Origin of the sequence: Actinomycetospora atypica, from assembly GCF_042653685.1 — a bacterium.
Taxonomy (GTDB): Bacteria; Actinomycetota; Actinomycetes; order Mycobacteriales; family Pseudonocardiaceae; genus Actinomycetospora; species Actinomycetospora atypica.
Genome location: NZ_JBHSIV010000002.1, coordinates 229,398 through 255,086 on the forward strand (window position 1 = coordinate 229,398; position 25,689 = coordinate 255,086).

Sequence of the window (25,689 nt, forward strand, 5' to 3'; positions counted from 1 at the left end):
GATGCAGAAGCAGTGTAGCGGCTGTTTAGCGATTCGATAGAAGTTTCTGGAGTCGTAGTCACAGTTTGACCTCAAAGGCCATGCATTCCACACCGGGTATCTGCCGCCAGCCGAGAAGTCCCGGGTTAGCCGGTTTACCGTATGCGCGGTGTTGCATGATTGTTGCCTCAGCTGATTCGACTGCGGCGCCTCGATCGACGATAGCTAGAATGAGCGGGCATTCAAGGAGTGGAAGCCAACGAATTGCTGAACTGCCGTCTAGGATTGCAATCTTAGTGTTTGCTGATAAGTTAGGTTGCGCTTCGCTTGAACCCGATTCGAGATGAGTGCCCCAAGCCGGGGTGCGTCCGGTCCTGGGCCTCAGTAGATTTTGAAGGGAATCAGGCTGTGCAGATGCAGAACCCGAAACGAGCTGCAGACTCAGTTCTTCCAGAATGCGAACCTTAGAGCCAATAATGGAGAGTAAATCGGGGCTTCCTGCGTAGTAGTACGGCCAAGCAGCAGGACTGATGTGAGTTTGAACGAACGATCCTGGACGAGGCACTGCCGCGCCGCCAAACTCGTCCTGGTGGGCGTCAACGGGTGTGACACTCAGAATGTTCTGAACACGCCATGATGACGGGCCGACCTGAATGGTTCCTGGACGACGTTGTCCGTGGAACCTACCGAGGACTACTCTCTGTTCGGTTAGGAGCCTTACTAGCTCACCATGCTCGAGCGCGTCGATCTGGGCGTCGACGTCGTTGCGATTCTTGTGAGAAGATCGTCCCACTAACCATCCTGAGCCAATCAGTGCCGCTGCATACTTCCTACTTGGAACAGTCAGTACGAGTATTCGTTGCCGGTCTGCCAGCTCTTGGATTTTAGCGACACGCTTACCGAAGGCGACAAGTCCGCCTGCCCATGGAGCCGGCAGCGCCGGGCCTCCGCCCTCAGAAAGGAGCAGGGGCCGGGGTGGCGCGCTCCCCGGCCCGCCAGGACGTTGCCCTGCCCCCACTGCGCCTGCCTCGAGTGTCGTGGTTAGTGGTGTAGATCTCTATCACACTGAGTCGGAGCGGAGGTCAGGCCCCACAGAGAACGTGGTCCAGCTGGTGAGGCCGCTCGTGCGACGCGTGGGGACGGTGCCCCACGTATGGTGCGGTCACGCATGACAGACGGGCAGCCGACTCATGTCTGCACACCGATGTCCAGAGAACTTGGCGGCGGCATCAACGTCCGACTCCTGCACCGGCGGGCAGTTGGGTGCCCTCAACTGCACCCGTGTCCGCACGCGCTCTGGCCTCGTGTTTGTGGACCCAGCCGCGTATCGATACCGAGCGCGTTCGGTGGTGCTCTTAGAGACCGCGCTGGAGATCGTAGGTCTGGCAAGCGCACGTAATAACTAGGTGGCGCGGAGTGCGCGACGCGTCGTGACCCGAGACGTTGTGTGAAGCGGCGTATCGGGTTGATCGAGGAGGGCCTCCGAGGCGGGGTGGGTGTGTCTGACGCATCCATCTCGACTACCGGAGGCACTCGGTGTCGCACCGTAATGCCCCCCTATCCGTGCACGTGCGCGTGCTGATCGTTCGCCGCAAACCAGGCCGCCTGGGCCCAGGCCCGCATCGCCGAGCAGCTCGAGGTCTCCCGCGCCACGGTCGCCAAGTGGCTGGCCCGCTACGAGACCGAAGGCCCGGCCGTGCGCGGGACCGCCCGTCGCGCCCGCACTCCAGCCCGCGGCGCACCAGCGACGAGATCGAGGCCCATGTACTTGAGCTCCGCGCCCAGTATCGTCTCGGGCCGGTGTTCCTGGCCGGTGAGCTCGGCCTGGTTCCCTCCACCGTCGGCCGGATCCTGGCCCGCCACCAGGTGCCGGCCCTCGCGGCGATCGACCCGATCACCGGTGAACCGGTCCGCCGCCGACGCGGCGGGCCACGCTACGAACGCCGCCGCCCCGGTGAACTGCTCCACGTCGACGTGAAGAAGGTCGGGCGGGTCCCCTACGGCGGCGGATGGCGTGTACACGGACGCCAGGAGGCCGTACCGGGACGCGGCATCGGCTACGACTACCTCCACGTCGCGGTCGACGACCACTCCCGGGTGGCCTACATCGAGGCCCTGCCCGACGAAAGCGACCCGACCTGCGCGGCGTTCCTGCACCGCGCCGCCAGCTGGTTCCACGACCACGGAATCCACATCGAACGGGTCCTCACCGACAACGCGCTGAGCTACCGCCGCGGCCGCAACTGGCGTGCAGTCTGCGTCGCACTGGGCATCCGGCGACGGTTCACCAAGCCCGGCTGCCCCTGGACCAACTGCGAGGGTGTGATCACGCCCGTTCCCGGGGTCGGCCTGACTCGTAGACCAACCGGCCCACTGGTGCCTTGTTCCCGAAGCGTCGACCGGTCCCGGGGCGGGCGTGTTCGGGCTGCCGAGTCCCGGTTCGTGACCTGATAGGAGCCTGGCCAGAGGCCCCGTCGCAGTTCTGTCCGTCCCCCGAGCCCGGCAGCCCTCGCCACCGCGAGAACGAGTCCCGGGAGGACACCGCAGTGACTGCGTCCAGCGTCGCACCACACCCCGCCGACGTCACCGCCGAACCTGCGGGCGTCATGGTCGGGGTCGACACCCATTCCGATGTCCACGTCGCGGTCGCCATCGACACGCTGGGACGACGCCTCGGACAGCTCTCGATCCCGGCCACTCTGGAGGGCTCGCAGCGCCTCGAGGCCTGGAGCGCCGGCCTCGGCAAGGTCGAAGCGTTCGGAATCGAGGGCACCGGCAGCTGGGGCGCCAACCTGACCCGATTCCTGCTCAGCGGCGGGCACCGCGTTCTCGAGGTCAACCGGCCCGACCGCTCCGTCCGTCGAAGTCGCGGCAAGAGCGATCCGATCGACGCCGAAGCGGCCGCGCGAGCGGTGCTGGCCGACAACGTGACCTCGACGCCGAAGTCCGGCGATGGGCACGTGGAGATGATCCGCTCGTTGCACCTGGTGCGGCGCTCGGCCTAGAAGGCCCGACGTCAGGCAGCCAATCAGCTCCACGCCCTGGTCGTCACCGCCCCCGACGATCTGCGCGACCAACTCCGGGTTCTGTCCATCGACAAGCTCGTCGCGCTGGCGCTGACCTGGCGTCCTGGATCGGCCTCGACCGCCACCTCGGTCAGCAAGCTGGCGCTGCGCAGTCTCGCTCGTCGCTACCAGCCACTCGATGCCGAGGCCGCTGAGCTCGACCGACACCTCATCCGCTTGATCAACCAGGTCGCCCCGCAGCTGCTCGCGGTGAAGGGGCTCGGCCCGCACACCACTGCCGCGCTGCTGATCGCCGCCGGCGACAACCCGCAGCGGCTACGCAACGAGTCCGCCTTCGCACACCTATGCGGGGCGGCGCCAGTCCCGGCCAGCTCGGGCAAGACCGTCCGCTACCGACTCAGCCGTGGCGGCGACCGACAAGCCAACTACGCCCTCTACATCCTCGTGGTCTCTCGCATGGCCTGGGACCCCGTCACCCGCGCCTACGTCGCGCGCCGCACCACTGAAGGCAAGACCAAGAAGGAGATCATCCGCTGCCTCAAGCGTCACGTCGCCAGAGAGGTCTACAAGCTCCTCGTCCAGCCGCGAACAGGGCTCGCAGGCAGCGATTGACACCCATAGGAGCTTCGGCAAGGCTGAACGGCTCAACCGCACCCTGCAGAACGAGTTCGCCTACGCCCGCCCCTGGACCAGCAACCACCAGCGGCCCGCCGCCCTCGACAGCTGGGTCAGCAACGACAACGCTCGCCCAGCCCACTCCGCCCTCCGCGGCCAGCCACCGATCACCCGGCTCGCATGCTAACAACGTGGGTCACGACAGCTAAGGGGTCTGAGTCGAGGGCAGGTGGGGGGTATCCGGGGCCCGGGAACTCATCATCGGTGCCCCTTGCCGCACGTCGGCAGACCGCCGGAGACCGTGCGAAAGCCGGACTCTCTGTGTATTGGCGCTGGTAGCTCTGTCGGCTTGACCTTGCCGGGCCTTTGTAGATTGGCACGTAAGACAGTGACGGCCTGACCGGAGTCAAGAACCACTCGAGCAAGCTTAGGGTCCAGGTCCGGAGAAGGAACGACCGACACTAGCCGTCCCTCCAGCGCGCCGCGTATTATCACTGTACGCCGGAATCTCATGTGCTTCCGCTTTCCCATGCAAGCATCTCGCGAGGGTGGCGCCGAGCGTTTCAGGTGTCACCTGTTCGTGCGACGAAGTTCAGCCGAACAGCTAATTGCGGCAGCGGATTGCGGCGTCCTGCCGACGTGGACGCCGAGCGTGGCCAGCAGGGCTCGATGCTGGCTTCCGCTTGCGCCTGCCAGAGGACGCTCTGGGGAGGCCCGGGCGGCTAAGGCCGCCCTTGGGAGGACGACAGGGGTGTGACAGTCCACCGCGGGCCCAGGTCCGAGGCCCGGAGACGCGGCCGAGGAAGGCGGGCGGGCCCGTGGGGTTGAGCTTCAGAAGGCTGTTCTGCGGCATGGGCCGCAAGCTCATACCGCAGCGCCGGGTCCTGCGGCTGTGGTTCCCCAACTGCACGCCCCCACCCGGCTTCGCTTCGCCTCGCCTCGCCTCGGCTTTCGCGTCCATCCTTCAATGGGCCTAGGGCCGGATTGGAGCCAAGGCCGTGATCGCGCTGAGAACGCGGCTTGGCTTACGATGTGGGCGTATTGTTTGCCTGATTTTCAAGGTCGCTCGGGTACGTTCGGGCTGGAGGGCGGCGAGCGGCAACTGCACCGGCCACCACCTCTGCGACGTGCTCAGGCGGATCGTGTTCCCAAGCGCGCACGACGAGCCAGCCGGCGGCTGCAAGTCGTCGGTCCGTGTCGGCGTCTCGATCACGATTCCGCTGAATCTTCTCGGGCCAGTACCAAGCGTTGCTCCTCGGGCGGGGGTTGCCGTGCTCGGGACACCCATGCCAGAAACAGCCGTCGATGAAGACTGCGACTCTGGACGGGCCGAACACAAGGTCAGCGCGACGTCGAAGGCCTGGCAGCGGCGGGCGATCGACCCGATAGCGGAGTCCCTGAGCGTGCAACAGCCGTCTAACGGCCATCTCTGGCTCGGTGTCACGGGTCCGCTGGAGCTGCATGCGGCTTCGTACGCCACCGCTGCTGGCGTACGAGCCGACGGCGGACTCTGGCCGTGGTTCTCGGGCTGTGTGTACCGGGCGGCGGCTGCCGTCGCGCATCCTCTTCTCCCGCAGAGTCAGGCTGCAGCCGAGTGCAGGTAGCGACCGTCATAGAGGTCAAGCGGAGTAGTCCGTGTGGCTCGCCCGTGCAGGGTCTGGACTCCGGTGCCTAGACTGACCGGTCCCTCGGCCGTTGACCTGCAAGGCGAGACTAGCGGGCGGTGCTCGGCCAGGGCCGCTCCAACGTCCCGCCGACACAGCTACGGCGCCTGCTTGGAGTGTCGTCATGCTGGGGCATGATGCTCTGGAGGTCTTAGCGGCCTGGGCTCGTACGGGCGAGGGTGGGAGGGAGGCGCCATGAGCAGGCCACTGAGGGTAGTTGAGATCTGTGCCGGCGCAGGTGGGCAGGCGCTCGGCCTGGAGAAGGCCGGCTTCGAACACGAACTTGCCGTCGAGCTAGACGCCCATGCCTGCGACACCCTGCGCCGCAATCGCCCGGCCTGGAAGATCGCTGAGGGCGACGTGGCCGACCGGCTCACTTGGGATCCTCGGTCCTATGCGGGCGTGGATTTGCTGGCCGGGGGTGTGCCGTGCCCGCCGTTTACCGTCGCAGGGAAGCAGCTCGGAGCGACCGATGAGCGGGACCTATTCGCTTGGGCAGTAGAGCTGACCTCAACCGTGACACCGCGGGCGCTTGTGCTCGAGAACGTCCGGGGTCTGAGTAGCCCGCGCTTCGCTGGATACCGTCAGCATGTTCTTGACCGACTCGCGGAGTTAGGGTACGTCGCGCAGTGGAAGCTGCTACACGCCTCGGACTTCGGCGTGCCGCAGCTTCGGCCACGTTTCGTGCTCGTTGCATTGCTCCCGGAGGACGCGCGCTACTTCAGATGGCCACAGCCCCGGGGCGAGGCTCCCTCCGTTGGCCGGGCGCTCGCTGGACAGATGGCAAGCGGGGGGTGGGCAGGTGCGGCTGCATGGTCCCAGCTAGCCAACGATATTGCCCCCACGATCGTCGGTGGATCGAAGAAGCACGGTGGCGCCGACTTAGGCCCAACTCGTGCAAAGCGGGCGTGGGCCCAGCTAGGCGTGGATGCGCTTGGGGTGGCAGATAACCCACCATGCCCGGAGGACATCTTTGCTGTCGGTCCAAAGCTTACGACCGAGATGGTTGCGGTCCTGCAAGGGTGGCAGCCCGGCGAGTGGGAGTTTGTCGGCCGTAAGACAGCGAAGTACCGGCAGATCGGCAATGCGTTTCCCCCGCCGGTCGCAGCTGCTGTTGGCGCGAGCGTGCGGGCAGCACTCGAACACACTGGAGAGCCAGCCTCGGACGTAGCGGGCAACTCGGAGCAGGATCCGCTCTACCGCACGTTGCGAACCGCTCGACAGCGTGACGGCAACACGTTCTTGTCGCATGCTCAGATTCAGCGGGCAATGGGCCAGCAAATTGAGGTGGCGGAACTGGAGCGCAGGTTGGCGCTGCTTAGTCGAGATTTCGATCTAGAGATAAGCGAATTGAAAGGAGCAGTCACCTACCGGCTCGGCGATTTCAAGGCCTTTGTCGGGCAGGACCTGCATAGGCGGCACGAGGTATTCGCGCTCAATCGAACCCGTATTAGTTAGAGGGAGCAGAGCCGCACGTCGCCCGCCTACGAGGTTAGACTGCAAGATCCAGTGGCAAGTCAGCGATATCTTTCAATCGATTACCAGTGATCATCGTGTTTAAGAGGTCGACTGCGTCGTCGGCGCCGTGCTCGTCGACCGCTGCGACAAGCTCGGGTAGGGCGAAGTGATACACGCAATCAATGTCGCCGGTGCCGAGCGCCAGCGATGAAATTCGTGCGGGTGTCGGTTCGCCGGTTACGACTGCTACATGCGGGAGCCGCCCTTTACGATTTCGGATGAGATTTAGCGCCTCACTCCGGGCGTTCTGTGCCCTGTCGGTCCGTAACGTCCACTTGCAAGAGATTACCGCGTGCAGGATCGGTAAGGGCTGATTGGCGCGTCGGATGGCGGCCTTCCGAGCGACCGTGTCGTCGACTAACTCGTCGTAGGCGTTGATTTCTGAATCTGGCATAGGTGATCGAGAGATGACAACGTCCGGGGCGATCCCATAGTCGTTGCCCAGGATGGCCCGGAGCGATTGATTCATTCGGACAGCCTCGTCGAGGTCCGCGAGGTGGCTGTATTGCTCGAAGCGCGCTACTCCTGATGCTGCGCGCCGACCGGGCATCTTCTCAACCTTCCAAGTGCCGGGGCGAAGGTGCCCAAGCTCAAGAAAGGTAGCCTGCGCGAATTCGGCACACACGCTTTCGAAACGCTCACCTGCAGTCTGTCCTGCAAGTTTCTCGTTCCGAACCCGAGCGCCGAGGGCGTCAGCGATGTGGGCAGCATAGAGCCTACTCGCCTTCTGGTCGCCGTCAGCGTTGCTCGCCACGCCAGCCGCCGTCAAAGTGAGCACTTCCTCCTCGAGTAGCCTGCGGTGGTACGAATGGCGCTCCCGCGTGAACAGCGCCCCTCTGTACACCATCTATGCCTCCCTGCAGTCATCTTGATATCCGGTGTAGATCGTGGCACGACAGCTATCTGCGGGTCGCAGCCGCCCTTGGAGTCGCTTGCTGGACCGCACCGTGTCAACCGGCAACCCTGCGAGTCTGCAGCTCCGTGAGTCCGTCTGCGTTGCCGTTAGGCACGAAGGATTGCTCCTTGGAGGAGTGCGTGGTTTATTAGCGCTCTAGCAGGAGTGGCGGTTGTCAGGTGAGTGCACTATCCGCGCAGCTTGAGCTGCGTTGGGATGATTTGGTCACTGACAAGCACTCTCTCTGTGTGGCTGTCTAACCGGCGGCAGACGGCTCCTCTTGGTAAGACCCTCACGAGAAGATGTCGTGCCTTTACAAGCCAGTCATGCGTCGGTACCTGTCCCATGCGATCTCGAGTGCTTTTCGGCGAACCTCTAGATTGTGTCCGCTCAGGGCTGTCATTCCAACAAAGCCTCCGTACTCGGTGGTTTGAAGGCTCTGGGCGATATGCACCTCCCCAGTCTGAGGATGGATCGCAAGTAGGTCACGATCTAGCAAGGTATGGAGGTCAGTCCGGAGGAGGAGTCCATTAGAGACTACATTTGATGCCGTTCCTTTATACGGCATAATGTGAGCGGCGTCTAAGACAGCTCGCACCTCGCAGCCTGAAATTACGCAGGCTCCGTCTAGACTACTTATCTGTTCAGATCGAAAGTTTGCTTGTCCTCGTCGAGCAACGATTGTTCTTTCTACGCGAAGTCGAGCATCGTAGTCGTCTGGAATCTCTACAACAGAGCTCTGCGAGGATATTTCCGCGTCCGCGGTCAAAATGTCCTGAAAAGTTCTTGTCCTTTCGGAGGGCTCACCGTTGGTCACCGCTGCGCTCAGCGCGAGATGGTCGCCTACCCAATCGTCAACGGTTGCCAGACCTTTTACAAGGTAGCTCGACTTGCGGCCCTTCTTCTCTTGTTCAATGAGCACCCCGACAGGGACGTCGTCATCCAAACACCTGCGGATTCCACGATTTGCGAATTCTTTGACGCGATCTTGTTCGCCAAGGCCCTCTTGGTGGTACGTGAGCATCCACTTGCCATCTGACCGATGGAAGATTTGCCCGTCGCGATAAGGACTATTCCGCATGACTCGGACACTGAGCGCGTAATCGCTGTCGGCCGGCTTGTAGATGCCCTTCGGGCTTGACACCAGCCGGAATGCTTCCTGGGACAAGTCAGCCCATTGCACCACGTCGTCGGCGTTCTCCGAGAACCACGTCCGTCGGGGGTCATCCTTTGCGTCCACTGTCCGAGAGTAACTCCACACTGAGGGGTGCGGCGTCCGGGGTCAAATTCTCCGACACGGAGGTAGCCGAAGAAAAGAGCTTGCGCGCGAAAGGAAGTTCGACGAACTTCAAGACCACAATTGTGGCCCGACGCCTTTGACGCCTACCGGACATGGCGCAGACGGAAGGTCGATTCTAGACGTGATGGGCGACCGGTAGTTGTGAAGGTCTGGTGCCACGAGCTGACGCATGAAGAGCGATTGAGGTCAGCGCCATCCGGGCCTTGCACGATCTTGCGCTGTCAGTTGGCTCGCAAGACATGGAGCTCAGGAGGTGAGGCGAGCTTGCGACTCCCAAGTTAAGATAGAGTGTGATATAAAATGAGATCTTGTTCTTCGAAGAGTGACTCAATCCGTGCGCGCCAGGGAGAAGAACCATCTACTCGAACTTTGATGGGCCTACCGCTTTGGCCGAACTCGATCGTCTCGGCGACGCCTGGGCACTCACTCTAAACGGACGGTTTCAAGTTCCCGAACCTGCAATGAGTTTGAACCTTGAGCCTCGCATTCATTCTGTGAATCGGTCGGTCCGTCATATACATCAACATTGTTGCATGCATCAAAAGAATTTTGTGGCCGCCAATAAGATTAGGCATATGTATCTGGTAGACGCTTTTCTGAGCTTAGCGGAAGGGGAAAACGCATTGGCAATGTGCGCGATTGCGCGCAGTATGCTCGAGTTGAGTGCTTTTCTCCATGAAGTGCATGCCCGCCTCCTGGTGGCTAGCTTCACGGCGAGCCCGACCGATTGGCGGCAGGCGGGCGAGAAGTTTTTCGGGCTGGTCCTCCGCGCGCGGTTTGCAACTAGTAGTTCCTGGAAGCGCGATTGGTTACTGAAGGAGGGCGTTCCTGTTGGTCGGCTTAAACCATTCAATATCGGCAGTTGCGTATCCGGATTGTCTTCCCAATCCGGTCAAGAGGATGCGGCGTCCCGATATGATCAGCTATGCGATTTCGTTCACCACAATCTGAGTGGCGCAGCACTTGTGAACTCTGGTGATGCCGACGCGCATTACGCGGACCTTCCTGCAGGGGTCAGAGTGATCAACACAAACGGAGCAATGCGCGTGACTCAGTACGAGTATCCCGCTAGTGGAAGCAACTACACGGATCTGCTCGACGATCTAGCAGTAGGATTTCTGCGCGATGCGAACGCGAGCGTCAGATGGCTAGATGCCACTCCTGAGAGTCCATACAGCCCAGAACTTCTGCTAAGTCTGACTGGAAGCTCGTCGGGTGCGATCGACTTACGCAATAACGATTAGATAAGCCCGTTCTCGACTGTCGGACTCCTTGCTTATCTCGTCGACCGATCTAGCTCGAGCTGTGTCGATGTAGCGTGAGATGAATCCGAAACGCGAGAAACAGAGCGGTGTCGAGTTACGCATGTTAACGCGTAGTCGACTCGTTAGTCCGATCCTCGGATGCCGTGTCGCAGCGCAAACCACTGCGGCATGACTCAGTAGTTGGCTCCAAGGAAGTCCCGTCGGGAAGAGTTGAGCCAGGTGGGCGCAGTTGTTTGTTCGGCGTCCATGTATTCGCCGTGTGGCAGGTCGAGACGTTCCTGTGTCTAGCGGGACTGCAGTCTTCTGTAGGACGCCACGACGGCATCGTCGCCTCGGTATGCAACTTGATCGTCCACCACGGAATCATCGAGGCTGCCACCGCTGCCGCATACCGTCAGGCCGCCGCCCTTCAGCTCACTGCCTCTCGGTATTGGGCAGGGCAAGCCAGCTTCTGTTTCACCTGGTGCGGTAGCTGTCCGTCCGCTGCCCTCACCGGTCCCCGTCCGGTGAGGGCACTGAGGTCTCCAGACGGTGGCCCATGAGGCCGTCCAAGCACTATGGCCGCCCGGCGAAGGGTCCGGCTCAGTGCGGTCGCCCGAGCGTCGGCCGCTTGACCGAATCGTCGTATGCGTCTAAGAATCAACGCCACCGTCAAACTCGTGGCCTGGGTCACGACGAACCTCAACGAGGAGCAGGCTCATGGCCTACGTGATCGGCGTGGACGTGGGCGGGACCTTCACCGACGCGGTGCTGGATGACGACTCCGGGTCCGTCATCGCCGCCAAGGCCCCGTCCACCCCTCCGGACTACTCCCAGGGCGTCCTCGACGTCCTCGAGCTGCTGGCCGAGCAGCTCGGACGTCCGCTCGAGGAGATGCTCGCGGAGACCCACCACATCGCGCACGGCACCACCTCGAGCCTGAACGCGCTGGTCCAGCGGAAGGTCCCTGACGTCGGGTTCCTGACCACCAAGGGCCACCGCGACTCGATCTTCATCATGAACGTCGAGGGCCGGTACCTGGGCCGGAGCCCGCACGAGCTCCAGCACGTCCTGGCGCAGGACAAGGACCACTACCTGCTCCCGAAGCGCCACGCCCTCGAGGTCACCGAGCGGATGGACCGCGACGGCAACGTCATCGTCTCCCTCGACGAGGACGAGGTCCGCCGGCAGGTCGCCAAGCTCCAACAAGACGGCATCACAGCCATCGCGGTCTCCCTACTCTGGGCCTTCCGCAACCCGGCCCACGAGAAGCGCATCCGCGAGCTCGTCCACGAGATCGACCCCGACATCTACGTCGCGCTCTCCAGCGAGGTCAGCCCCCGCATCCGCGAGTTCGCGCGCAACTCCACGACGATCATGTCAACGCAGGTCGGGCCCGGTCTGCGCGACTACCTCACCAACCTCGAAGGCAGCCTGAAGAGCAGAGGGCTGAACGGGCCGCTGCTGGTCATGCAGTCCAACGGGGGAGCGGTCGCGGCCAGCGAGGCCCCGCAGCAGGCCATCTCCACCGTCGGCTCGGTGCTGACCGGCGGGGTCATCGGCTCGACGCAGCTCGGGAAGCGCCTCGGCCACCGCAACATCATCTCCACCGACGTCGGCGGGACCACGTTCCTCGTCGGGCTGATCGTCGACGGCGAGCCCGAGCGTGACACCACGACGGTCATCAACCACCACCCGATCAACGTCCCGACGCTGCGGGTGCACGCCATCGGGTCAGGTGGCGGCGCGATCGCGTGGGTCGACGCCGGCGGCAACCTGCGGATCGGCCCGCACAGCGCGGGTGCGGTGCCCGGGCCGGCCGCGTACGACCAGGGCGGTACCGAGCCCACCAACACCGACGCCAACCTCGTCCTCGGGATCCTCCCGACGACCGGCCTGCTCGGCGGCCGCAAGGCGCTCAGCGTCGAGAAGGCGCGGGAGGCGATCCGGACGAAGATCGCCGAGCCGCTCGGACTGTCAACAGAGGACGCCGCGGCCGCCATTCACGCCGCGCAGAACGCCCAGACCGGCGACCTGCTGCGCAAGACGGTCGTCGAGGCGGGGTACGACCCCCGCGACTTCGTCCTCTACGCCTTCGGCGGCTCCGGCCCGGCGTTCTGCGCCAACTACGCGCGCCAGCTCGGGGTGGAGGACGTCGTCGTCCCGCTCGGGCCGGTCGCCTCCGCGTTCTCCGCGTACGGGCTCGCCGCCTCCGATATCGCGTTGGCCCAGGAGCTCTCCGACCCCGCGCAGCTCCCGGTCGACCCGGTGCGCGCGGAGAAGAACTTCGCCGAGCTCGAGGACCGGGTCCGCCAGGGTCTCGACCGGCAGGGCCTGAAGTTCGACTCCGTCGAGATCGTCCGCGAGATCGACATGCGCTACGCGATGCAGCTCGCCGAGGTCACGGTGCCCGTCGGGGACGGGCTTATCGACCAGAACGCCCTCGACAAAGCTGCCGAGCGGTTCGAGACCAAGTACGCCGAGCTCTACGGGAAGGGCTCGGGCTTCCGGGAGGCCGGCGTCCAGGCCATCACCTACCGGGTGCGCGGCCGCGGCGTCCTCCCGTTCAGCCCCGAGCTGCCGCCGCTCGAGAGGGCCACCGGCCCCGCGCCTTCGTCGGGAAGCCGTCCCGTCTACCTCGAGATCGGCCAGGGCTTCGTCGACACCCCGATCTACGACTACGCGGCGCTGCGCGCCGGCCACGTGATCACCGGTCCCGCGGTGATCGAGGTCCCGACGACGACCGTGGTCGTCCCAGGCGGCCGCACCGGCACCGTCGACGAGCTCGGCAACCTCCACATCACGACGACGCGCAAGGGAGCCTGACCATGGTCATGGCCGTGCCCGGCTCCGAGAGGTTCTCGAGCCGCCCGATCGACCCCGACACCCTCGCCGCGCAGCTGCCCGCGAGCCTGCCGGTGCACACCGTCACCCAGGAGCAGATCGACGCGCTCGACCCGCTGACCTACGAGGTGGTCCGCCACCGCCTCTGGTCGGTCACCGACGAGATGGGCGAGGCGCTCAAGCGCATGTCGGGCTCGCCGATCGTCACCGACGCGAACGACTTCGACTTCGCGCTGTCCGACGAGCTGGGGCAGGAGGTGCAGGTCGGGCTCTACAACACGATGCTCGTCGGTGCCGTCGACCTCGCGATCTACTGGACGCTCAAGCACCGCGCGACGAACCCCGGCATCGCCGAGGGCGACATGTTCCTGACCAACGACCCGTGGGTCGGCGGCGGGCTGCACCAGAACGACGCGATGGTGTTCCAGCCCGTGTTCTGGGAGGGGAAGCTGTTCGGCTGGACCTCGGCGATCGCCCACCAGCCCGACCTCGGCGGCGTGGGGCTCGGCTCGTTCTCCCCGGCCGCGCAGGATGTGTTCTCCGAGTCGCTGCCCACCCCGCCGGTGAAGGTGGTGCGCGACGGGCTCCTGCAGGACGACATCGCGGACATGTGGGTGCGCCGCTCGCGGGTGCCGATGATGATCGGGCTCGACCTGCGGGCGAAGGTCGGCGCCAACACCGTCGGGCGCGACCGCATGCTCGCGGTCATCGAGCAGTACGGCGCCGACACGGTCAAGGCCGTGATGAAGCGGATGATGTCCGACGCCGAGTCGCGGCTCCGGGGCAAGCTCCGCACCCTGCCCGACGGCACGTGGCGGGCCACCGGCTACCAGGACCAGTCGCACTCCGCCGACCGCGGCCTGCACAAGATCACGGTCGCGATGACGAAGACCGACGGTCACCTGGCGTTCGACTTCACCGGGACCGACGAGCAGTCGGGCGTCGTCAACTGCACGTACGCCGGCATGCGCGGCGGCGTGATGCTCGCGCTGCTGCCGATCCTCGCGGGCGACATCCCGTGGTCGGCCGGCGGGCTGATGCGCTGCTTCGACCTCATCGCCGAGGAGGGCACGATCAACAACGCGAGCTTCCCGGCCGCGGTGGGGCGGGGGCCGATCGGGCCTGCCTGGTTGACCGGCAACCTCGTGGCCGAGTGCCTGTCGCAGATGCTCGACCAGTCGCCGAACCTGGACGCGCACGTCCAGTCGAGCTGCTGCGGCACGTGGGACACGGCCGTCATCGCCGGGCTCGACCAGCGCGGCGCGGTGCCCACCCCGTTCCTCTCGATCCTCATGGACCCGATGGCGGGCGGCTACGGCGCGCAGCCGCAGGCCGACGGCATGGACACCGGTGGGCTGTTCTGCATCCCGCTGGGCCGCGTGCCCGACGTTGAGATGACCGAGTTCCTCTACCCGGTGCTCGCGCTGTGGCGCCGCGAGGAGCCCGACTCGGGCGGCCCCGGCCGTCGTCGGGGTGGCGTGTCGGCCTCGATGGCCATCACCCCGCACGGCACGAGCTTCCCGATCGGCCTCGTCCTCGCCTCCAACGGCAAGGCGATCAGCCAGAACAACGGGCTCGCCGGCGGCTACCCCGGCAACACCGGGATCGAGTGGATCGCCCGCGGCGCCGACGTCACGACGATGCTCGGTGTCGGTCAGCTGCCCTCCGACCTGTCCGGCATCGGCGGCGACGCGGAGCTCCAGCCCTGCTACGGCGAGACCTACGTGGCGCCCGGCGAGGTGTTCACCATGTTCTGGCAGGGCGGCGGGGGTTACGGGGATCCATTGACCCGCGAGCCGGAGGATGTCGCGCGGGACGTGCGGGAGGACAAGGTCACGCCGGCCTCGGCCGAGGCGAGCTACGGGGTCGTGCTCGACGGCGCCGGTGCGGTGGATGCCAAGGCGACCGAGGGCCGTCGTCGGGAACTGCGTGATGCGCGTCGGTCCCGCAGTGCTTCGCAGGACGATCGGCCCACGGTCGACCTGGCCGACGCGCGGCGGCTGGACGACAACCTCGTTGCGGTCGGCGACCAGGTGGCGTGCACGCACTGCGCGACGGTGCTCGGGAGCGGTGCGGTCGGCGAGCTCGACCTGGTGCGCCACGAGGGCCCGGTGTCCGAGGCCGGCCCGCAGGTGATCGACGCCGCGGGGGAGTACGTCGACGGCGAGGTGCACTTCCGCCAGTACTGCTGCCCGGGGTGCTTCACGGCGATCTCGACGGCCGTGGTGCCGGTCGACCACGTCGACGACGTCACCCGCACCAGCCGCGTGCTCGCGGACGCCCGCTCATGAATCTGGAGAGGGTCGCCGTGCTCGGCGGGGGACCGGGAGGTCTCTACGCCGCACGGCTGCTCAAGCTCGCGCGGCCGGACTGCGAGGTGGTGGTCCACGAGCAGGGCGTTCCCGACGAGACCTTCGGGTTCGGCGTGGGGCTCGCGGCCCGCACTCAGCGTCGACTGGCCGAGGCCGACCCCGCCTCGCTCGACGACATCCTCGGATGTGCCTGGTCGCACGACATGCGGATGCGCGTCGGCGGCCGGGAGGCGGGGATGAGCGTGTCGTCGCTGGTCGCGGTGGGTCGGGCCGAGCTGCTGTCGGTCCTGCAGCGGCACGCCGAGGACGCCGGGGTGAAGCTCGAGTTCGGTGCTCGCCGTACGGCCGCCGAGCTCGACGCCGACCTGGTGATCGCGGCGGACGGGGTGGGGAGCGCCTCCCGGGCGGCGGGGGAGTTCGGGGCGGAGGTGGAGGTCGGGACCGGCTGGTACCTGTGGGCCGGCACCGACGTCGCCCTCCCGCACGCGCTGTTCGCGCCCGAGCGCACCGAGCACGGCGTGTTCGTCACGCACGCCTACCCGTACGCGGCGAACCGCAGCACGTTCCTCGTCGAGACCGACGAGGCGACGTGGCGGGCGGCGGGGTTCGATCGGACCACGGCGGCGCTGAATGCGGACGAGTCCGACTCCACGGCGTTGGAGTACCTCTCCGACGTGTTCGCCTCGCACCTGGACGGGCACCGGCTGATCGGGAACCGGACCCGGTGGCTGCAGTTCCGGACGGTGCGGTGCGACCGGTGGCACGACGGGAACGTCGTGCTGCTCGGGGACGCCGCACACACCGCGCACTACTCGGTGGGCTCAGGGACGAAGCTCGCGATGGAGGACGCGATCGCGCTCGTTCATGCCCTCGGGGAGGCGGACGATCTCGAGTCAGCGCTGACCGCCTACGAGGGTGCCCGCCGCCCGGCGGTCACCCGCATCCAGGACATCGCCGAGCGCTCCCGCCGCTGGTGGGAGACGTTCCCGGAGCGCCTGGAGCTGCCGGTGGAGCAGCTGCTCGTCGCCTACATGAGCCGGGCGGGGAACGTCCCGCTCGACCGGTTCGCGGCCAGCTCGCCCGAGGTGGTGCACACGGCGCTGCGGCAGTGGGCGGGGGAGGAGTGTCAGCACTGCGGCCTTGCTGACACTGAACGTCACAATCGCCACAACGTCGGCCCGCTGGCGGAGTGGGTGCTCACCCGGTCGCTGCGGCCCTCGACCCAGGGGCAGGACCCCGAGGTGATCGACGAGCCCGCCGGGCCGCGGGGCTTCGACGCCCGCGTGGTCCCGGACGACCCGGCCGCTCTCGACGCCACCGTGCTCGACCTCGGCGCCGACGCCCGGCCCTCGGGGTCGGAGGAGGTCGTCGAGAAGGCCGTGCACCAGGGGGCGTCCACGACCGGCTGCCTCTGGCTCACCGGCGCCGACGAGCGGGGGAGCGTCCTGACGAGGCTCGAGGTCGCCGAGCGCCTGCGTCGCCGGACCCCGGCGCTCGTCGTGGTGGCCGGCCCGGAGGCACTCCGCGAGGACTTCGCCGACGCCCTCGTCGCCGACCGCACCCACCTGGTGGCCCTCCGATGACCTATCCCCAGGAGTTCGTCGACCAGTACCGGGAAGCCGGGCTCTGGGGTACGCGGACGATCGCCGACGAGTTCCACGCGACGGCGACCGCGCACCCCGACCACGACGCCCTCGTCGGAACCGAGGGCCGGCTCACCTACGCCGAGCTCGACGCCCGGACCGACCGGCTCGCCGTCGCCTACGCCGACCTCGGGCTCGAGCCGGGCGACCCGGTGATCGTGCAGGTGACGAACCGGCTCGAGTCGGTGGTCGCCTGGTACGCGCTGCTCAAGGCCGGGCTGGTGCCGGTCGCGACCCTCGCGGCCCACCGCGGCCACGAGATCGCCCACATCAGCCGGGCCGTCGGGGCGCGCGCGCACCTCGTCGAGCCCGGGACGCGCGGAATCGACCTGGTCGAGTTCGCCCACGAGCAGGCCCGCGACCACCCGACGATGCGCCACGTCCTCGTCCTCGGGGAGGAGCCTCCCGAGGTCGATCCCGACGAGGCCCGCAAGTGCGTCGAGGAGATCCAGCACGGGATCGGGCCCGACGACGTCGCGGTCTTCCAGCTCTCCGGCGGCACCACCGGGGTCCCGAAGCTGATCCCGCGGCTGCACGCCGAGTACTGGTACAACGCCCGCGCCTACGCCGACGTCCTCGGCTGGACCGCGGACGACCGCGTCGGGCACCTCATCCCGATCATCCACAACGCCGGCGTCGTCTGTGGGATCCACGCCCCGCACACCGTCGGCGCGTGCCTCGTCCTCACCGACCACGACCTCGACACCGCCATGCCGGTCCTCGTCGCCGAGCGCACCACCTCGGTGCTCTTCGGCCACGTGCACTACCGCGCGCCCGCCCACCCGCTCTACTCCGAGCTCGTCGGGACCCTGCGCGTCGTCGTTCTCTCGGGCGCGAAGGTCTCCGAGGAGCTCTTCACGACGACGGCCCGGGGAGGCGCGCAGGTCGGGCAGCTGTTCGGGATGGCCGAGGGCATGTTCCTCGTGACCCCGCTCGACGCCTCGCCCGAGCTCCGCCGCACCACCGTCGGGGTCCCGATCTCCCCGCTCGACGAGGTCCGGGTGCTCGAGCCCGGGACCGAGCAGGAGGTTCCCGACGACGAGGTGGGCGAGCTCTGCTGTCGGGGTCCGTACACCCTGCGCGGCTACTACGGCGTCGATCGTCCGGAAGCCTTCACCTCCGACGGCTTCTACCGCACCGGCGACCTCGCGAAAGTCACCGTGATCGACGGGCACCGCGCCCTGTCGATCGAGGGCCGCATCAAGGACCTCATCAACCGTGGCGGCGAGAAGATCAACGCCGAGGAGGTCGAGCTGCTGCTGCTCGGCCACCCGCACGTGCTCGAGGCCGCGCTCGTCGCGATGCCCGACCCGCGGCTCGGGGAGCGCGGCTGCGCCTACCTCACCACCGACGGCACGCCCGTCACCCTCGCCGACCTGCAGGACCACCTCCGCGCCCTCGACGTCGCCAAGTTCAAGTGGCCCGAGCGCGTGGAGCTCGTCGAGACGATGCCGCGGACGAAGGTCGGGAAGCTCGACAAGAAGGCCATGACCGCCGACATCACGACACGGCTGGAGTCCGAGATCGCATGAGCCACCACCGCATCGGGATGATCGTCCCCAGCTCCAACGTCACCGTCGAGACCGAGATCCCGGCCCTGCTGGCGCGCCACGCGAGCGCGACCTTCTCCTTCCACGGCAGCCGCATGCGGATGGCCAAGGTGTCGCCCGAGGAGCTCGTCGCGATGAACGCCCAGCGCGGGCGCTGCGTCGACGAGCTCGCCGACGCCGGCGTCGACGCCCTGCTCTACGCCTGCCTCGTCGCGATCATGGCGCAGGGCCCCGGCGAGCATCGTCGGGTCGAGGAGGCCGTGGCGGAGCAGCTCGCCGAGCGCGGGCTGCCGGCCGCGCTGGTGTCGAGCGCGGGCGCCCTGGTCGACGCGCTCGAGGCCATGTCCGCGCGCCGGGTCGCGCTCGTCATGCCCTACCTGCGCCCGCTCGCTGAGCAGGTCGTCGCCTACCTCGAGGCCGAGGGCGTCGAGATCGTCGACTGGGCCGCGCTCGAGGTCGGCGACAACGCCGAGGTCGGCTGCATCCCCGGCGACCGCGTGCTCGAGGCGGCACGGTCGCTCGACCTCCGCCACGCCGACGCCCTCGTCATCTCCTGCTGCGTGCAGATGCCGTCGCTGCCGCTGGTGCCGGTGGTCGAGAAGGAGCTCGGCCTGCCGGTGCTCTCGGCCGCGACCGCCGGCGCGTTCTGCCTGCTCCGCGCTCTGGGCCTCCCGGCGGAGCTCCCCGACGCCGGCTCGCTGCTTGTGGCCTCCGGCCTCGTGAGCACTTCGCGGGGTCATAGCCCCTCTTAGTGCTCACGAGCGCGAAGTGCACCCGCGCGAAGTTCATGGAACCGATCCGGCCCGGGGTCACTCAGAATAGATGTGAGGACCCAATACGAGGCAGTACCGAACCTGCTCGAACTCCATGACGATCCGGAGGCCTCGACCTACCGGCAACTGATCCGCGATGCACGTCGCTCACACCGGTGTCCGGTGCTGCTGTACGACGCGACCCTCGAGCGATGCGGCTGGAACACGGTCGGCGGGGACCAGGCACACGTCGACGCTGACCCGTACGAGGTGCTCGCCGGCTGGTGGCCAGGTCCGTGCCTGCCGGACTGTCCGTGCGACGAGCCCCTGGCCGCCGAATTCCCGCCGCTGGCGCGCACCGGAGAGGACCTGTCCCAGAGCCCGGCGACCTTCGCCTCGGCCTCCGGCTTCGTCCGTGCGGTGCGGGAGCTCTCGTCGCTGGCGGTCGTCCAGGCCGGGCGGCCGGCAGACGTCCCCTTGGCCCTGCAGTGGTCCGGCGCGTGCAACTACGCCAGCCACGACCTGGCACGGCTGACCGCGGTCCTGCGAAGCTGGGAGGAGCGGTTCGGGGCCCTGGTGCTTTTCATGGCGCCTGACACCCTTCTGCTCTCGGTCGCGCGACCACCGCGTCGCAGCGAGGAGTGCAGGTCGGTCGCCGCGGAGCACCTCGCGTTCTGTCCCGATCAGATCGACCCTCAGACCGAGATCCGTACCCGCCCACTGACTCTGTCGGAATACGCGGACTCCCTTCGCGGGGAGCCCCTGTGGCGGTTCTGGTGGGACTGAGCGAGCCGTTGACCTCACCATCAGTGATGGGAACCGGCATCTCTCGTGATGAGAGGACATCACACGTAGTACGACTGGCCGCCATTGTCTGTGCGGCAGTCGTTCTGCTGCTCGGCGCGCCCAGCACGGCGGCCGCGCAAGTGGCCGGCCCGTGGGGAGCGTGTGGGCGAGGAACCGATGAACAGAAGACCGTGCAGACCTTCCCCGCCCCTGGCGGACAGCTGGCACTCCTGTGCGGGGGACCGCGCTACAGCCCTGCGCCGACGTGGGGATACCGGCACCTCCTCTGGAGACACAAGACGGACTTCGAGGGAGCCGCAGGTGGGACGTATCAGAACTGGCGCGACGTCGCCGACCTCGCGATGCGGGCCATCGCCGCGGACCCGGACGCGACGTACCCTGCGCGCGGGGACCAGACCTGTCGATCGCGTGTGCTGTTCCTGAAGGATCTGCGGACCAATCAGGTGGTTCGGCAGGTCATCTTCACCATGTACTCCCAGAACGGGGTGAACAGGATCAACACCGTGTTCCCGAGCAACCGCCAGTGTGGGCCGTTGTGAGCCGAGACGATCTGCTCGACGAGCTGGTGACCGCCCTTCGACAGGAAGGCCTCGACGCTCAGCCGGCTGAAGACGTCGACCGATTCGTCGTCGGCTCGATGCATCGGGGAGACCACGCCGTACCGGCCGCCGTGCACATCCCGGCGGCGGAGGGGCAGAAGTACCTGCAGGAGCTGCAGGAGGGGTGGGCCGGCGACGACCCGGAGGAGTACGCCTTCGGCATGCTGGTGATGCTCCTGGTCGAAGCCCTCAGCACGATCCACGACGGCGAGAACAACCTGGTGACGGAGATCGAGTTGAGGCGCGGCCTCGAAGGGCGGCTCGCACTGCACGAGACCCGACTCGAAGGTGGTGCACCGTTCCTTCCGCCGGGAGGCCTCTACGGGTGGACCGCGGAGCGCTGACCACGAACTCGGCTCGCTGGGTCAGGTAGCGGCTCGAGTGGTGCACGGTCGACGTGCACCACTCGAGCCGCCCGACGACCTAGCGGAGGCCTCCGGGGCGGTGGATCACTGGAGCCGTGCGAGTGCCCCGGCCAGGAGGTCCTTGACCTGCTCCTTGTCCAGCACGCCCGCATCGATGAGTCGGGTGACGAAGTCGATCGCCTGCTGCCGTTCGTCGAAGGCCTCGGTGCTCAGGAGGTCAGCCACCGCCGAGGCGTCCTGCGGGCTCGCCGCCAGTCGCAGCGCCGCCTGGTCGAACTTGCCGGCCCGCATGTACTCGCGATACGCGGAGACCCGCTCCTTGAGCAGATCGTGCTCGTTCTCCTGCCGGAGCTTGCGAAGTTCGTAGTTGCCCGATTCGAGCTCCAGCTGCTGGTCGAGCTCCCGCTTCGCGGCGCCGTGGTGCACCAGCGCCCGGTCGCCGGAGAGCCGGACCCAGAAGGCACACCCCACTCCGTACCGCGCCCCGATGCCCGAGGACGCCAGGGCGTTGAGGGCCGCCTGCTCGGCGTCCTCGATCGCGGTGATCACGTGCTTCCTCGTGGCGGCTGCCATGGTCCGCCGCATCGCGGGGACGAGGGCTCGGATCACGTCCTCGACCCGGTCGCGGACGACGTGCTCGACGTCGACGACCCGCCACTCGATGTCGACCCAGGCGTAGAACGGGAACTCGTCGCCGCGCGCCGGGAGGTTCACGACCACGCCGTGGTGGTGGAGACCGGTGTCGACCTCGTAGACCACGCCGCCGGCCGCCCGCAGGAGGTCCGTGACGGTCGGGCGCTTCCCCTCGGTGAACACCCTTGTCTCGCCCCGCCGGCTCACCAGTGCCACGGCCGAGCACGGATCGAGCTCGCGCCGCACCTGGAAGACGTTGTGCCGGTGCACCGGTCGGCGCCGTCGGATCGGACTGCCCGGCGTCCCGCTCCGGACCCTGGCTCCGCGCAGATGGCGGGGCGCTCCGCCTCCCGGCTCCTCGTCGAAGCGGGTGGTCGCGCGCTCGACGGTGTCGGTCACGTCGGCACCTCCGTCCCGACGATCCTGACTCGTTCGGACGTGCTCCTCGTCATCGGTGTCCCCCCCGGACTCGGCCGAACTACAGCTCGTCAGCAGTATGCGCGCCCGCACGGCGAGTTCATTGGGCTGAACGAGGGAACGGGCAGCGACGACATTCGATTGTTGTCGCTCTCGGCGACCGATCGCGCTGAGCGGGCGCCCGGTCGGGGCGTCGGTATCGTCGCCGGTCATGAGCGCGCTCGAACCCGTCCCCGACGAAGCCCCGGCCCGGCGGCCTCGTCGGGAAATGGTGGAGGCGCAGATCTACGAGCAGGCGACGCGCCTCTTCGCCGAGCGTGGTTTCGCGGGCACGAGCCTGCAGGACATCGCGGATGCGATGGGCATGACCCGGCCGTCGCTCTACTACTACGTCAAGAACAAGGACCAGCTGCTCGCGCGGCTCGTCACCGAGATCACCGAGGCGCCGGCGGCCGCGACCGAGGAGATCGCCGAGCGCGAGGTCGACGCACCGACCAAGCTGCGCGAGCTCGTCCGGCTGATCGCAGGTCAGCAGGCGCGGCACGCGGCGCGGTTCCAACTGGTGATCCGCTCGGAGTCGGAGCTTCCCGACGACCTCGCGGTCGCCCACGAGGCCGCCAAGCGCCGCGTGCTCGACGGGTTCACGCGCATCGTCGACCAGGGGGTGCGGAGCGGCGAGTTCCGGCCACGCCCCGTCCGGACGACCGCGCTGGCCCTGATCGGGATGTGCAACTGGGTCGCGTGGTGGTTCAACCCGGCCGGTCCGCAGTCGCCCGAGGAGGTTGCGGAGCAGATGGCGGAGATGGCGGTCGCGCTCGTCGCGCAGGCCCCCGACCGCACGCCCGACGTCCCCCGTCCCGACGATCCGGCGGCCGCGCTCGCGTTGTTGCGCCAGGACCTGGACTACCTCGAGAGCGTCATCACGACGCCGACGTCGAAAGATTGACGAGCGCGTAGACAACTTCTACGCTGGGGCCATGGCACTGGAGCACAAGGTCCGCGGCGTGGACCACACGGCGTTCCCGACCTTCGATCCCGCCGCGACGGTCCGGTTCTACCGCGACGTCCTCGGCTTCCCGGTGGTGCACTCGATCTGCGCCGCGGGGTGGGGCCCGGAGAACCACCCCGACTTCATCCACTTCTTCTTCGACATCGGCAACGACGACCGGATCGCGTTCTTCTACTACTTCGGTCTCGAGCCGATCCACTCCCAGGAGCGCGGTGACGTCTACGCGGGCTTCGGGCCCGACGTGCCGGAGTTCTTCGTGCGGTCGCGTCACCTCGCGATCCACGTGGACGACGAGACCGACCTGCTGGAGTACCGGCGCCGGCTCGACGACTCGTCGTGGCCGGTCGAGATGCAGATCCAGCACGAGACGATCGAGTCGATCTACACGCACGACCCCAACGGCTACATGGTCGAGTTCACCCGCGCGATGCGTCCCGTGACGCCGCAGGAGGACCTCGACGCGAACCTGACGATCGACGCGCTGCTCGACGTCGTCGCCGAGCCGGACCCGTCGTTCGGCAAGCTGCTGGCGCGCAAGGCCGAGCTGATCGTCGAGCGGGCGGCCGACTGGGAAGCTGCTCGGGAAGGCGCGCAGGTATGACGGCCCTCTACGTCCTCGACGTCCCGGAGAACACGTCGGTGGCCAAGGTCGCGGCGGAGGCCGGGGCGGTCGTCGGGAAGGTCGGTCCGTACTTCGAGATCACGTCCGACGGGTCGATCGTGGTGGATCGTCGGGCGACCGGGTGTCGGCACGCGGTCTGGTACAGCTGCATCGCGGGCGTGGCCGGCGGCACGATCGTGCAGCACGACAAGAACGCGCTGCAGGTCGACCCGGCATGAGCGCCCCGACCCGTCTGGGCGCGGGACGCTATGTCGCGGTGGACGAGCGGCCGACCGCGACGGTCACGAGCGTCCACGAGCTGACGACCGCCGACGGCGCCACCGTGCGCGGCGTGCTCGCGACGGTGCCGGGCGCGCGGACCGTCGTCTGTCTGATGCACCCGCGCCAGGACGTCACGCACCACGCGCTGGTCCCGCACCTGCTCGCGGCCGGGGCGGCGGTGTGGACCCAGCACACCCGCTCGGTCAACAACGACCTGACGCTGGTCCATGAGCAGGCGCTGCTCGACGTCGCGGCCGGGATGGTGTTCCTGCGCGAGCAGGGGTTCGAGTCGATCGTGCCGCTCGGGCACTCCGGCGGCGGCACGCTCTTCGCCTTCTACCTCGAGCAGTCCGGGCTCGCTCCGGGTGAACGGATCACGACGACCCCCGGCGGGCGCCCGACGAAGCTCGCCGACGCCGCGATGCCGATGACGGACGGCGTCGTGTTCCTCGCGCCCCACCCGGGGCAGGGGCGGCTGCTGCTCGGCTGCATCGACCCCTCGGTCGCCGACGAGACGGACCCGCTCGCAGCGGTGCCCGAGCTCGACGCGTTCGACCCCCGCAACGGCTTCGCCGAGCCGCCGACCTCGTCGTCGTACAGCGAGGACTTCCTGACGAGCTACCGTGCGGCCCAGCGTGCCCGGGTCGCCCGCCTCGACGCCCGGGCCCGCGAGCACCTCGCGCGCACCACCGAGGCCCGGGCTGCGCACAAGCGCACAGGTGCGGCCGCCGATCGTCGTCGGGCACTCGCGCCGGAGATCATGACGGTGTTCCGCACGGATGCGGACCCGCGCACGGTCGACCTCGCGCTCGATCCGAGCGACCGGCCCTACGGGTCGCTGTTCGGGGCCCGTCCCGACCTCATCAACTACGGGCAGGTCGGGTTCTGCCGGCTGACGACGCCGGAGGCGTGGCTCTCGACGTGGTCGGGGCTGTCGTCGAACGCCGACTTCGTGCGGTGCGCGCCCGGGGTCGCGGTGCCCACGCTGTTCGTCGAGCTGACCGGGGACCAGGCCGCGTTCCCGTCCGACTCGCGCCGCATGGTGGATGCGCTGGGTAGTAGCGACCTCACGCACGTCGACGTGCGAGGGACCCACTTCGGCGGGGCGATCGCGAAGGGCGAGCCGACCGGGAACGAGCTCGCGGCGGAGCGGATCGCGGCGTGGCTGGCGGAGCGGCACGAGTTGGCGCCGCCGACATCCTGACCGAGCTGCGGGTCTGCTCACGAAGCGTGACCTGCGGGTCTGGCAGGTGCTCGAGAACCGGGTCCTCGGGACCCGGTTTCCACGGGATGTCCGCCACCTGGAGCCCAGACAACTCGGTGGCAGGGCGCTCGAGCCACTGCTAGCTTCCGCCGGACCGTGCGCGAGAACGAGGAGGTGGTACCCGTGAGCGTTTCGACGTGGGTGCTCCCTCTCGGGATCATGGTCGGGCGATAGGTCGTCCGGGCGAGGCCGTTCAGGCGGACGAGCCGTTCGCGGTCACGCGCGCCAGAGCCGGCCTGTGATGCCGTGTACGAGGTACAGCCGGTCGGCGACGATGTCGCCCTCTTCGTGGTCGAGGACAGGGCTCGCACGGTCGTCTGGCTGTGGCAGGTGACCGTCGCGCCCGACCCCGGTGTCTGACCGGATCGAC

The 25,689-nt window shown here is 67.4% G+C and carries 23 protein-coding genes; 19 read left to right on the forward strand and 4 right to left on the reverse strand.

Annotation, left to right across the window (positions count from 1 at the left end; all coding sequences use genetic code 11):
* Nucleotides 1-1,600 precede the first annotated feature (1,600 nt).
* The 5 genes from ACFPBZ_RS02865 (at nt 1,601) to ACFPBZ_RS02885 (ending at nt 3,807) form a co-directional block, all read left to right on the forward strand.
* Nucleotides 1,601-1,957 carry a hypothetical protein gene (locus tag ACFPBZ_RS02865; protein ID WP_378034555.1) on the forward strand — a complete coding sequence of 119 codons (357 nt, stop codon included), beginning with the start codon at nt 1,601-1,603 and terminating at the stop codon, nt 1,955-1,957.
* Entirely contained in the window at nt 1,846-2,430 is a 585-nt protein-coding gene (locus ACFPBZ_RS02870) for a DDE-type integrase/transposase/recombinase (protein WP_378034556.1), read from the forward strand. The genes ACFPBZ_RS02865 and ACFPBZ_RS02870 overlap by 112 nt, the downstream gene beginning before the upstream one ends.
* 155 nt (nt 2,431-2,585) lie before the next feature.
* Nucleotides 2,586-2,984: an IS110 family transposase gene (locus ACFPBZ_RS02875; RefSeq protein ID WP_378034488.1), complete on the forward strand. Its 399-nt coding sequence runs from the start codon at nt 2,586-2,588 to the stop codon at nt 2,982-2,984.
* 270 nt (nt 2,985-3,254) lie between these two features.
* Nucleotides 3,255-3,617 (forward strand): transposase, encoded by a 363-nt coding sequence (locus ACFPBZ_RS02880; protein WP_465251505.1) that lies wholly within the window; start codon nt 3,255-3,257, stop codon nt 3,615-3,617.
* The gene (locus ACFPBZ_RS02885) at nt 3,613-3,807 is read left to right on the forward strand and encodes an integrase core domain-containing protein (RefSeq protein WP_378034557.1); all 195 of its coding nucleotides are present in this window, start codon (nt 3,613-3,615) and stop codon (nt 3,805-3,807) included. Before ACFPBZ_RS02880 ends, ACFPBZ_RS02885 begins: the two co-directional genes overlap by 5 nt.
* A gap of 838 nt (nt 3,808-4,645) precedes the next feature.
* Here the strand turns inward: ACFPBZ_RS02885 and ACFPBZ_RS02890 are convergent.
* On the reverse strand, nt 4,646-5,182 hold the full coding sequence (locus ACFPBZ_RS02890) for a very short patch repair endonuclease (RefSeq protein WP_378034490.1): 537 nt from the start codon (nt 5,180-5,182) through the stop codon (nt 4,646-4,648).
* A 297-nt stretch (nt 5,183-5,479) separates the two neighbouring features.
* Here ACFPBZ_RS02890 and ACFPBZ_RS02895 point away from each other — a divergent pair, with 297 nt between their 5' ends.
* Nucleotides 5,480-6,742 carry a DNA cytosine methyltransferase gene (locus tag ACFPBZ_RS02895; RefSeq protein ID WP_378034491.1) on the forward strand — a complete coding sequence of 421 codons (1,263 nt, stop codon included), beginning with the start codon at nt 5,480-5,482 and terminating at the stop codon, nt 6,740-6,742.
* Between the two features lie 34 nt (nt 6,743-6,776).
* On the opposite strand, the gene ACFPBZ_RS02900 is transcribed toward ACFPBZ_RS02895, so the two are convergent.
* Complete coding sequence (locus ACFPBZ_RS02900; RefSeq protein ID WP_378034492.1) at nt 6,777-7,649, reverse strand: NgoMIV family type II restriction endonuclease; 873 nt, start codon at nt 7,647-7,649, stop codon at nt 6,777-6,779.
* Between the two features lie 361 nt (nt 7,650-8,010).
* Nucleotides 8,011-8,778 carry an HNH endonuclease signature motif containing protein gene (locus tag ACFPBZ_RS02905; protein ID WP_378034558.1) on the reverse strand — a complete coding sequence of 256 codons (768 nt, stop codon included), beginning with the start codon at nt 8,776-8,778 and terminating at the stop codon, nt 8,011-8,013.
* Between the two features lie 794 nt (nt 8,779-9,572).
* Between ACFPBZ_RS02905 and ACFPBZ_RS02910 the strand changes: the two genes are divergently transcribed.
* The 9 genes from ACFPBZ_RS02910 to ACFPBZ_RS02950 all read left to right on the forward strand — a co-directional run bounded on the left by ACFPBZ_RS02910 (nt 9,573) and on the right by ACFPBZ_RS02950 (nt 21,092).
* Nucleotides 9,573-10,241: a hypothetical protein gene (locus tag ACFPBZ_RS02910; protein WP_378034493.1), complete on the forward strand. Its 669-nt coding sequence runs from the start codon at nt 9,573-9,575 to the stop codon at nt 10,239-10,241.
* Nucleotides 10,242-10,961: 720 nt separating this feature from the next.
* The gene (locus ACFPBZ_RS02915; protein WP_378034494.1) at nt 10,962-13,067 is read left to right on the forward strand and encodes a hydantoinase/oxoprolinase family protein; all 2,106 of its coding nucleotides are present in this window, start codon (nt 10,962-10,964) and stop codon (nt 13,065-13,067) included.
* Between the two features lie 2 nt (nt 13,068-13,069).
* A complete protein-coding gene (locus ACFPBZ_RS02920; RefSeq protein ID WP_378034495.1) occupies nt 13,070-15,376 on the forward strand; it encodes a hydantoinase B/oxoprolinase family protein in 2,307 nt (768 codons plus the stop codon).
* Nucleotides 15,373-16,980 (forward strand): FAD-dependent monooxygenase, encoded by a 1,608-nt coding sequence (locus tag ACFPBZ_RS02925; RefSeq protein ID WP_378034496.1) that lies wholly within the window; start codon nt 15,373-15,375, stop codon nt 16,978-16,980. Before ACFPBZ_RS02920 ends, ACFPBZ_RS02925 begins: the two co-directional genes overlap by 4 nt.
* Nucleotides 16,977-18,572, forward strand: coding sequence for a (2,3-dihydroxybenzoyl)adenylate synthase (locus ACFPBZ_RS02930; protein ID WP_378034497.1), 1,596 nt, complete (start codon nt 16,977-16,979; stop codon nt 18,570-18,572). The genes ACFPBZ_RS02925 and ACFPBZ_RS02930 overlap by 4 nt, the downstream gene beginning before the upstream one ends.
* On the forward strand, nt 18,569-19,342 hold the full coding sequence (locus ACFPBZ_RS02935; protein WP_378034498.1) for a maleate cis-trans isomerase family protein: 774 nt from the start codon (nt 18,569-18,571) through the stop codon (nt 19,340-19,342). Before ACFPBZ_RS02930 ends, ACFPBZ_RS02935 begins: the two co-directional genes overlap by 4 nt.
* Before the next feature lie 72 nt (nt 19,343-19,414).
* On the forward strand, nt 19,415-20,128 hold the full coding sequence (locus tag ACFPBZ_RS02940; protein WP_378034499.1) for a DUF4253 domain-containing protein: 714 nt from the start codon (nt 19,415-19,417) through the stop codon (nt 20,126-20,128).
* Nucleotides 20,107-20,688, forward strand: coding sequence for a hypothetical protein (locus tag ACFPBZ_RS02945; RefSeq protein ID WP_378034500.1), 582 nt, complete (start codon nt 20,107-20,109; stop codon nt 20,686-20,688). Before ACFPBZ_RS02940 ends, ACFPBZ_RS02945 begins: the two co-directional genes overlap by 22 nt.
* Nucleotides 20,685-21,092, forward strand: coding sequence for a hypothetical protein (locus ACFPBZ_RS02950; protein ID WP_378034501.1), 408 nt, complete (start codon nt 20,685-20,687; stop codon nt 21,090-21,092). Before ACFPBZ_RS02945 ends, ACFPBZ_RS02950 begins: the two co-directional genes overlap by 4 nt.
* Before the next feature lie 105 nt (nt 21,093-21,197).
* Here the strand turns inward: ACFPBZ_RS02950 and ACFPBZ_RS02955 are convergent, their stop codons facing one another.
* Nucleotides 21,198-22,145: a hypothetical protein gene (locus tag ACFPBZ_RS02955; protein ID WP_378034502.1), complete on the reverse strand. Its 948-nt coding sequence runs from the start codon at nt 22,143-22,145 to the stop codon at nt 21,198-21,200.
* A gap of 229 nt (nt 22,146-22,374) precedes the next feature.
* Between ACFPBZ_RS02955 and ACFPBZ_RS02960 the strand changes: the two genes are divergently transcribed.
* The 4 genes from ACFPBZ_RS02960 to ACFPBZ_RS02975 are packed head-to-tail and all read left to right on the forward strand — an operon-like array spanning nt 22,375 to nt 25,259.
* Nucleotides 22,375-23,109, forward strand: a complete 735-nt coding sequence (locus tag ACFPBZ_RS02960; protein WP_378034503.1) for a TetR/AcrR family transcriptional regulator — start codon at nt 22,375-22,377, stop codon at nt 23,107-23,109.
* Nucleotides 23,110-23,140: 31 nt separating this feature from the next.
* Nucleotides 23,141-23,773, forward strand: coding sequence for a VOC family protein (locus ACFPBZ_RS02965; RefSeq protein ID WP_378034504.1), 633 nt, complete (start codon nt 23,141-23,143; stop codon nt 23,771-23,773).
* Complete coding sequence (locus ACFPBZ_RS02970) at nt 23,770-24,012, forward strand: hypothetical protein (RefSeq protein ID WP_378034505.1); 243 nt, start codon at nt 23,770-23,772, stop codon at nt 24,010-24,012. Before ACFPBZ_RS02965 ends, ACFPBZ_RS02970 begins: the two co-directional genes overlap by 4 nt.
* The gene (locus tag ACFPBZ_RS02975) at nt 24,009-25,259 is read left to right on the forward strand and encodes an alpha/beta fold hydrolase (protein ID WP_378034506.1); all 1,251 of its coding nucleotides are present in this window, start codon (nt 24,009-24,011) and stop codon (nt 25,257-25,259) included. The genes ACFPBZ_RS02970 and ACFPBZ_RS02975 overlap by 4 nt, the downstream gene beginning before the upstream one ends.
* The last annotated feature ends 430 nt before the right edge of the window (nt 25,260-25,689 follow it).

Bases quoted from the DNA above. Each gene is read 5' to 3' on its own strand.
- ACFPBZ_RS02910 (WP_378034493.1), top strand. From the start codon at position 9,573: ATGTATCTGGTAGACGCTTTTCTGAGCTTAGCGGAAGGGGAAAACGCA.
- ACFPBZ_RS02975 (WP_378034506.1), top strand. From the start codon at position 24,009: ATGAGCGCCCCGACCCGTCTGGGCGCGGGACGCTATGTCGCGGTGGAC.
- ACFPBZ_RS02925 (WP_378034496.1), top strand. From the start codon at position 15,373: ATGAATCTGGAGAGGGTCGCCGTGCTCGGCGGGGGACCGGGAGGTCTC.
- ACFPBZ_RS02960 (WP_378034503.1), top strand. From the start codon at position 22,375: ATGAGCGCGCTCGAACCCGTCCCCGACGAAGCCCCGGCCCGGCGGCCT.
- ACFPBZ_RS02965 (WP_378034504.1), top strand. From the start codon at position 23,141: ATGGCACTGGAGCACAAGGTCCGCGGCGTGGACCACACGGCGTTCCCG.
- ACFPBZ_RS02970 (WP_378034505.1), top strand. From the start codon at position 23,770: ATGACGGCCCTCTACGTCCTCGACGTCCCGGAGAACACGTCGGTGGCC.
- ACFPBZ_RS02905 (WP_378034558.1), bottom strand. From the start codon at position 8,778: ATGCGGAATAGTCCTTATCGCGACGGGCAAATCTTCCATCGGTCAGAT.
- ACFPBZ_RS02930 (WP_378034497.1), top strand. From the start codon at position 16,977: ATGACCTATCCCCAGGAGTTCGTCGACCAGTACCGGGAAGCCGGGCTC.
- ACFPBZ_RS02915 (WP_378034494.1), top strand. From the start codon at position 10,962: ATGGCCTACGTGATCGGCGTGGACGTGGGCGGGACCTTCACCGACGCG.
- ACFPBZ_RS02900 (WP_378034492.1), bottom strand. From the start codon at position 7,649: ATGGTGTACAGAGGGGCGCTGTTCACGCGGGAGCGCCATTCGTACCAC.
- ACFPBZ_RS02875 (WP_378034488.1), top strand. From the start codon at position 2,586: ATGGTCGGGGTCGACACCCATTCCGATGTCCACGTCGCGGTCGCCATC.
- ACFPBZ_RS02920 (WP_378034495.1), top strand. From the start codon at position 13,070: ATGGTCATGGCCGTGCCCGGCTCCGAGAGGTTCTCGAGCCGCCCGATC.
- ACFPBZ_RS02890 (WP_378034490.1), bottom strand. From the start codon at position 5,182: ATGCGCGACGGCAGCCGCCGCCCGGTACACACAGCCCGAGAACCACGG.
- ACFPBZ_RS02935 (WP_378034498.1), top strand. From the start codon at position 18,569: ATGAGCCACCACCGCATCGGGATGATCGTCCCCAGCTCCAACGTCACC.
- ACFPBZ_RS02895 (WP_378034491.1), top strand. From the start codon at position 5,480: ATGAGCAGGCCACTGAGGGTAGTTGAGATCTGTGCCGGCGCAGGTGGG.